The 6,737-nt window shown below is 67.1% G+C and carries 8 protein-coding genes; 7 read left to right on the top strand and 1 reads right to left on the bottom strand.

What is annotated here, in order from left to right:
* Positions 1-29: 29 nt before the first annotated feature.
* The 6 genes from ON21_RS21020 to ftsX all read left to right on the top strand — a co-directional run bounded on the left by ON21_RS21020 (position 30) and on the right by ftsX (position 5,071).
* Positions 30-890, top strand: a complete 861-nt coding sequence (locus ON21_RS21020) for a helix-turn-helix transcriptional regulator (RefSeq protein WP_039800065.1) — start codon at positions 30-32, stop codon at positions 888-890.
* A gap of 385 nt (positions 891-1,275) precedes the next feature.
* Complete coding sequence (gene prfB, locus ON21_RS21025) at positions 1,276-2,391, top strand: peptide chain release factor 2 (protein WP_039800096.1); 1,116 nt, start codon at positions 1,276-1,278, stop codon at positions 2,389-2,391.
* On the top strand, positions 2,392-3,252 hold the full coding sequence (locus tag ON21_RS21030) for a mechanosensitive ion channel family protein (protein WP_039800067.1): 861 nt from the start codon (positions 2,392-2,394) through the stop codon (positions 3,250-3,252).
* Between the two features lie 16 nt (positions 3,253-3,268).
* Positions 3,269-3,394: a hypothetical protein gene (locus ON21_RS40625; protein WP_281032683.1), complete on the top strand. Its 126-nt coding sequence runs from the start codon at positions 3,269-3,271 to the stop codon at positions 3,392-3,394.
* 82 nt (positions 3,395-3,476) lie between these two features.
* Positions 3,477-4,166 (top strand): cell division ATP-binding protein FtsE, encoded by a 690-nt coding sequence (gene ftsE, locus ON21_RS21035; protein ID WP_039800068.1) that lies wholly within the window; start codon positions 3,477-3,479, stop codon positions 4,164-4,166.
* On the top strand, positions 4,166-5,071 hold the full coding sequence (ftsX, locus tag ON21_RS21040; protein WP_039800069.1) for a permease-like cell division protein FtsX: 906 nt from the start codon (positions 4,166-4,168) through the stop codon (positions 5,069-5,071). Before ftsE ends, ftsX begins: the two co-directional genes overlap by 1 nt.
* A 128-nt stretch (positions 5,072-5,199) precedes the next feature.
* Here ftsX and ON21_RS21045 read toward each other — a convergent pair whose 3' ends face one another.
* On the bottom strand, positions 5,200-5,823 hold the full coding sequence (locus tag ON21_RS21045) for a Uma2 family endonuclease (RefSeq protein ID WP_039800070.1): 624 nt from the start codon (positions 5,821-5,823) through the stop codon (positions 5,200-5,202).
* 485 nt (positions 5,824-6,308) lie between these two features.
* Here ON21_RS21045 and ON21_RS21050 point away from each other — a divergent pair.
* On the top strand, positions 6,309-6,737 hold a 429-nt coding region (locus tag ON21_RS21050; RefSeq protein WP_373281142.1), incomplete at its 3' end, for an acyl-CoA dehydrogenase family protein.

The following is a 6,737-nucleotide window of genomic DNA, read 5'->3' on the forward strand; positions in this document are numbered from 1 at the left end:
CGGGCGATGAACCTTGTTAGGTTCGACGAGTGAGCGACAACGAATTGGGGCTGTTCCTGCGTACCCGCCGTGAAGCGGTGACGCCGGCCCAAGTCGGCCTGCCCACCGGCGCGCGGCGGCGCACACCGGGATTGCGCCGCGCCGAGTTGGCCACCTTGGCCGGTGTGAGCGTGGAGTACGTCACGCGCCTCGAGCAGGGTCGCGACCGGCGTCCCTCGCCCCCGGTGCTTTCCGCGCTGGCGGACGCGTTGCGGTTGAGCCCCGCCGAACGCGTGCACCTGCACCGATTGACCAAGTCGGTGGACAGCGGCTTCACCTGCATGGGAGACGCGCAGCCGCTGCGCGAGGTGCGGCCGACGGTGCGCGCGATCCTGGACCGGCTCGAGCCGACGCCCGCGGTGGTGGTCAACCGCCTCACCGAGGTTCTCGCCCACACCGGCGCCTACCACCGGCTGATGGCGCCGACCGGACTCTTCGACGGGTCGGACACCCCGCCCAACCTGGCGCGTTTCGTCTTCTGCGCGCCCGGCGCCCGCGATGTCTACGCGGACTGGGAGCACGTCGCCGATGAGACGGTCGCCACGCTGAAACAGGGCCCGTTCCGCGCCGACGCGCACATCGCCGCGCTCGCCGATGAACTCACCGTCACCGTGGGCCCGGCGTTCGCCGATCGGGTCGACACCGTGCCGAGCTTGGCCGCCGCCACCGGCATCACCCGTCTCGTCCACCCCGAAGCCGGTTCCCTGCGCCTGGCCTACGAGTTCCTCGATCTCTCCGCCGACGACGACCAGCGGGTGATCGTCTATCTTCCGGCCGACGAGGCCACCGCCGCGGCCCTGGACACCCTCGCCGGACGCCGCCCGGGCGGACTGCGCGCGGTCTCGGGCTGAGCGGGCCGGAACCGAGGGCAACGGCAGCGCGGCAGGGCCGAGGGAGTGGGGTTCGACACACCGCCCGCCGCGCACGGGATCCGTCCGCCCGGCAAGACGACTGATCAGGCACGACCGACGTCCACCGCGCGCTCGGACGAGCACCTCCACCGCCGATTCCAAACACCAACTGCGCCAAGCGCGGTCGCCGTTTAGGGTAGAAGCCCATGAGGCGTCCGTCACAGCTCACCCGCGCCGCGCGGGTTGTCGAGCGAGCGCGCGACGTCCCGGCGATCCGTCCGCTGAGCCCGCGTCGGGCTCGAACCACCCGTGCAGGCGGCGTCCCCGGTCACACCGCGTGCACTCGTGTGCTGCGGCCGAAGAGGGGCGGCTAGGCTTGACGATCGTGCATCCTGACGTTTCCGCTGATCTCGCCGAACTCGACGCCACCCTCAAGACGGTCGAATCGGTCCTCGACATCGACGAGCTGCGCCGTCGTATCGACGAGCTCGAACATCAGGCCGCCGACCCCGACCTGTGGAACGACCAGGACCACGCCCAGCAGGTCACCAGTGAGCTGTCGCACGCCCAAGGCGAGCTGCGCCGGGTGGAGGAGCTGCGCCAGCGGCTCGACGATCTGCCGGTGCTCTACGAACTGGCCGAAGAGGAAGAGGGCGAGGCCAGGACCAACGCACTCGCCGAGGCCGACGCCGAGCGCGCCGCGCTGCACAGCGATGTGGAGGCGATGGAGGTCCGCACGCTGCTGTCGGGCGAGTACGACAAGCGCGACGCGCTGGTGAACATCCGCTCCGGCGCCGGTGGCGTGGACGCCGCCGACTGGGCCGAGATGCTCATGCGCATGTACATCCGCTGGGCCGATCGGCACAAGTACGGGGTGGAGGTCTACGACACCTCCTATGCCGAGGAGGCGGGTATCAAGAGCGCCACCTTCGCGGTGAAGACGCCCTACGCCTACGGCACGCTGTCGGTCGAGATGGGCACGCACCGGCTGGTGCGGATCAGCCCGTTCGACAACCAGGGCCGCCGCCAGACCTCCTTCGCCGAGGTCGAGGTGCTGCCCGTGGTGGAGACCACCGACCACATCGAGGTGCCGGAGACGGAGATCCGCGTCGACGTGTATCGCTCGTCGGGCCCGGGTGGCCAGAGCGTCAACACCACCGACTCCGCGGTCCGCATCACCCACCTGCCCACCGGCATCGTGGTCACCTGCCAGAACGAGAAATCCCAGCTGCAGAACAAGATCTCGGCCATGCGCGTGCTGCAGGCCAAGTTGCTGGAGCGCAAGCGGCAGGAAGAGCGCGCCGAGATGGACGCGCTGAAGACCAACGAGGGTGCGTCCTGGGGCAATCAGATGCGCTCCTACGTGCTGCACCCCTACCAGATGGTCAAGGACCTGCGGACGAACTACGAGGTCAACAACCCGTCGGCGGTGCTCGACGGCGACATCGACGGGTTCATCGAGTCGGGGATCCGCTGGCGGATGCGAGAGCAGGCGAGCTAGATGAATGTCGCGGGAGTCCAGGCGATCGCTTCCACCGGTTTCACCACGTGGCTACGCGGTTCGGGCCTGGAGATCGTGCTGCTCATCCTCGGCGCCATCCTGTTCAGCCGCTTCGCCACCTACGTGCGGGACCGGGTCACCCGCAGAATCGATGCCGGATTCCGCAGCAGCGACGCGCTGGTGCGCACCGAGGCGGCCAAGCATCGGCACGCACTGGCCCAGGTGATCACCTGGGTGGTGCTGACCATCGTCTACGTGCTGATCACCATGGAGGTGCTGCGGCGGCTCGGCTTCGCCGTCACCGGGTTGGTCGCGCCCGCCGCGGTGCTCGGCGCCGCGCTCGGTTTCGGCGCGCAGCGCATCGTGCAGGACATCCTCGCCGGTTTCTTCCTGATCACCGAGCGGCAGTACGGATTCGGCGACGTGGTCCGCATCGCGGTGACCGGAGCCGCGGAGCAGGCGGAAGGCACGGTCGAGGATGTCACGCTGCGGATCACCACGTTGCGCAACGCCGACGGTGAAGTGATCACGGTGCCCAACGGCCAGATCGTGAAGGTGACGAACCTGTCGAAGGATTGGGCGCGCGCCGCGATCGACGTGCCGGTGTCCGCCAGCGCCGACATCACCCGGGTCAACGAGATCCTGCACGAGGTGGGTGCGAAGGCGTACGAGGACGCTCGCCTGAAGCCGTTGCTGCTCGACGAGCCCACCGTCATGGGTGTGGAAGACCTCACCGTCGACCAGATGAACATCCGAATGGTTGCCCGGACTTTGCCGGGTAAACAGTTCGACGTCGGACGCGAGCTGCGGGTACGAGTCGCCGCGGCGCTGCGCCGGGAGGGAATCAGTGAGACCACGTAGATCCACGGCGATCCTGATGGCAACCTGGGTCGCCACGTTCGTGCTGTACGTATTCGTCAAACCGGATGAGACCACCACCGCTCCGACCACCTTGGTCAACGCTGTTCCTGCGGCGATCTTCACCGAACAACCGGAGCGCTGAACCCGGCCGCTCGCGCCGTTCGCACTGTCACCCGTGGTTGACAACGCAGGCCGCGCCCGGTTGCTGGTTACACTGGCTCCCCGTGATCACCATGCGGAACGTGACCAAGTCGTACAAGACCTCGACGCGACCCGCGCTGGACAACATCACCGTCGATGTGGGCAAGGGCGAGTTCGTCTTCATCATCGGACCGTCCGGCTCGGGCAAGTCGACCTTCATGCGTTTGCTGCTGAAGGAGGAGACGCCGACGGCGGGCGAGATCAGAGTGGCCGATTTCCGGGTCGACCGTTTACCCGGCCGCAAGGTGCCCAAGTTGCGCCAGCGGATCGGGTGCGTCTTCCAGGATTTCCGGCTGCTGCAACAGAAGACCGTGTACCAGAACGTCGCGTTCGCGCTGGAAGTCATCGGCAAGCGGCGCCAGGTCATCGATCGCACGGTTCCCGAGGTGCTCGACATGGTCGGCCTCGGCGGCAAGGCCGACCGGCTGCCGACCGAGCTCTCCGGTGGTGAACAGCAGCGCGTCGCGATCGCGCGGGCCTTCGTGAACCGGCCGCTGGTGCTGCTGGCCGACGAACCGACCGGCAACCTCGATCCCGACACCAGCGCCGACATCATGATGCTGCTGGAGCGGATCAACCGCATCGGCACCACGGTGGTGATGGCCACCCATGACAATCACATCGTCGACGCGATGCGCAGGCGGGTGGTCGAGCTGGACCACGGACGCCTGGTGCGGGACGAGGCGACGGGCGTGTACGGGGTGGGCCGGTAATGCGCGCGAGCTTCCTGTTCGGCGAGGTCTTCGCGGGCCTGCGCCGCAACGTCACGATGACCATCGCGATGATCCTGACCACCGCGGTCTCGCTCACCATGCTCGGCGGCGGTCTGCTGGCGGTACGCATCGCGGACAAGACCGAGCAGTACTTCCTGGACCGGCTCGAGGTGCGGCTGTACCTGACCGAGGACGTGTCGGCCAACGACCCGGACTGTTCCCAGGACCCGTGCCGGTCGCTCATGGCCGACCTGAAGGCGACCGGCGGCGTCGAGTCGGTCCAGTTCCTCAACCGCGAGGAAGCGGTCCGCGAAGCCAAGGAGAAGACCTTCAAGGACCAGCCCGAGCTGGCCAAATACGTCAGCGAGACGCCGCTGCCCGCGTCGCTGCGGGTCAAGATGGAGGACGCGGAGCTCTATCCGACGATCTACGAGAAGTTCTACGACCGCCCAGGCGTCGGCATGGTGCGCAACGACAAGGACATCGTGGACCGGCTGGTCAGCCTGTTCGACGGGTTGCGCAACGCCGCGTTCGGCCTGGCCGTGCTGCAAGCGCTGGCCGCGGTGATGCTGATCGCGAACATGGTGCAGATCGCCGCGTTCACCCGCCGCACCGAGGTCGGCATCATGCGACTGGTCGGCGCGACCCGCTGGTACACCCAGCTGCCGTTCCTGCTCGAGGCCGTGGTTGCCGCGCTGGCCGGCTCCCTGCTCGCGATGCTCGGCCTGCTCATCGCCCGCCCACTCGTGATCGACCGCGCCCTCGGCGACCTGTTCGCCAGCAAGGTCTTCCCGCGCATCACCGGCGACGACATCGCGATGACCGCGCTCGTCATCGCTCCGACCGGTATCGTCTTCGCGGCCATCACCGCCTACGCGACGCTGCGGTACTACGTGCGCGAGTGATCGTCCGGGCCGGTGTACGCCTGTGCCACCGGCCCGGACGGACCACTGCCGAGCCCGGTACCGATGACGATCGCGGGCGGCGCCGCACCGCGACGAGTCCCCATACGCGGCGTCGGTCGAGCGGATCTCTACAGCACGAGATCGGTGAGCTGATCCCAATCGAGGTGGATACGGATCGGCAGGTCGACGGCGAACGCCGTTTGCGGCTTCAGGACGCGGGCGAGCCGGTAGTGGCCGACGCTGTGGTCGAGGCCGTAGGTCTCGATGGCGGTCACCTCGGTGTCCGAAACGCTGACCAGCCAGTACCAGGGGATTCCGGCAGCGGCGTATTCGCCCATCTTCTCGAGTCGGTCGGTCTTCACATGACTGGGCGAGATGATCTCGACGGCGATCTTCAGATGGCGTGCGGGCATCGGTCGCACATCCGCTGGCACGCACTCGAACAGTGCGATGTCGGGACGCCGAATAGTCGCTCGGGGGACCTCCCAGAGCACCACGTCGAAGTCGTGGTTGGCATCGAGACATGCCGACGGATCTTCGGCCATATATTCACGAGCCGCCGATTCCAGCATGGCCAGTAGCCGGTGGCCGGCTTTCTGATGTGCCCTGCTCGGCGATTCGCAACGGACCGCATCTCCGTTCACCACTTCTACCAAGCGGCAGTACTCTTCGGGAAGCTCGCGCCAGATGTCGACCGTGATCGACTCCGGCTGCACGTTGTCCGGCCGGGCCCAGTCGAAGATCCCTGACATGCGTCGGATTGTAATCACGGCACCAGCGTCGGCCGCCTCCGTAGACATCCCCTGTCCTTACCCGGCGTGGGTTCGCCGCTACCGATCGCACCAGCGCCATGCTCGGCACTTCCTCCGAGGGATCGGGCCATACAGCCCGCAAGCCTCAGGCGAAGGATCTGCAGCGGTCGGCTCGGTAACGAATCTGCATCGATCATCGCGATCGCCTTGGATTGGAGGCGAACATGCAGCGGCGGATTCGGCTATCCGGCCGGGAACGCCCCTTTGCCTACCGTAAGCGCAGCTCATCGCGCCGCACGGGGATAGAACGACGTGACCGGAGGCGACGACCGACCCCTTGGACGCAACTTCGGGCACTTGTCCAGCAAGGGGCAGATTCCCCGCGTATGCTGCACCTCGACGCACTTCTTACTCAGCAGTAAGATAGCCTTACTCTGGAGTAAGATAGCTGGGTAAGACCGCACCGAACCCATCCGAGAAAACAGGTGATGATGAGCACTCGAGACAGCGCAACGAAGCGACGTCCAGACACGTCCGCGGTCGGCCTGAACCAACCCAAGCGGGATTGGATGGGCGCGGCGATGCGGGTCATGACGAGCATTACCGGGTCGGAACTGGCCGAGAAATACAACCTGCGCAAGCCGATCGAGCGCGTCACCTACGAGGGCACCAAGACCGGCTTCCGCACGCTCGGCGCGGCGACCCGCGCGTTCGCCAAGGTCGCGGGCGGCGGCGCGCCGAAGCGCCTGGCCACCAACGAGGCGAAGAACAAGGACTTCTTCGACCTGACGCCGACCGATGAGCAGCAGATGATCGTCGAGACGGTGAAGGAATTCGCCGCCGAGATCCTGCGCCCGGCCGCCCACGAGGCCGACAACGCCGCCAAAGCGCCGCGCGACCTGCTCGAACGCGCC

It is taken from the genome of Nocardia araoensis NBRC 100135 (genome assembly GCF_000308435.1).
Lineage (GTDB): Bacteria > Actinomycetota > Actinomycetes > Mycobacteriales > Mycobacteriaceae > Nocardia > Nocardia araoensis.

Bases quoted from the DNA above. Each gene is read 5' to 3' on its own strand.
- ON21_RS21030 (WP_039800067.1), top strand. From the start codon at position 2,392: ATGAATGTCGCGGGAGTCCAGGCGATCGCTTCCACCGGTTTCACCACG.
- ON21_RS40625 (WP_281032683.1), top strand. From the start codon at position 3,269: ATGGCAACCTGGGTCGCCACGTTCGTGCTGTACGTATTCGTCAAACCG.
- ftsX (WP_039800069.1), top strand. From the start codon at position 4,166: ATGCGCGCGAGCTTCCTGTTCGGCGAGGTCTTCGCGGGCCTGCGCCGC.
- ON21_RS21045 (WP_039800070.1), bottom strand. From the start codon at position 5,823: ATGTCAGGGATCTTCGACTGGGCCCGGCCGGACAACGTGCAGCCGGAG.